Origin of the sequence: Streptomyces sp. 13-12-16 (assembly GCF_002114215.1) — a bacterium.
Taxonomy (GTDB): Bacteria; Actinomycetota; Actinomycetes; order Streptomycetales; family Streptomycetaceae; genus Streptomyces.
Map to the genome: position 1 here is coordinate 1 of NZ_NCTE01000512.1, position 568 is coordinate 568.

Annotated in this window: 1 protein-coding gene; it reads left to right on the forward strand. The window is 76.9% G+C overall.

All coding sequences use genetic code 11. From position 1 onward, the window contains the following. Positions 1 to 568: KR domain-containing protein (locus B7767_RS20750; RefSeq protein ID WP_143652565.1), on the forward strand; the 568-nt coding region annotated here is incomplete at both ends.

The window sequence follows — 568 nt, forward strand, 5'->3', positions numbered from 1 at the left end:
GGAACTGGACCGCCGCGTCGACGAGCACCTGACCGGCCTCTTCCGGCTGGCGAAGGCGCTGATGCACGCGAGCGCGGCGGTCGACCTCGTGGTGCTGACCCGGCGGGCGCTGGCGGTCGTGCCCGGCGAGCCGGGTGTGGTCGCGGAGCACGCGGCGCTCGCCGGGCTGGCCAAGGCGATCGGCCGGGAGTACCCGTACGTGACCGTCCGGCTGCTCGACGTCGACGACGCGGTGCCGGCCGCGCTGCTGCGCACGGAGATCCTCGCCGCGCAGGCCGGCGTGTACGCGCTGCGCGGCACGGACAAGTACCGCGAGTCCTTCGCCGAGCTGCCCGAGATCCCGGCGGTCCGCGACGCGTACCTGCGGCCCGGCGGCGCGTACCTGATCACCGGCGGCCTCGGCGGCATCGGTCTGGAGACGGCCCGGCACTTCGCGGCCGGCGCCCCCGGCGTCCACCTGTACCTCCTCGGCCGCACCGCCCTGCCGCCCGAGGCCGAGTGGGACGCGGTCGCCGCCGACCCGCAGCATCCCGCCGCGTCGCGCGTCACGGCGGTCCGCGAGATCGCC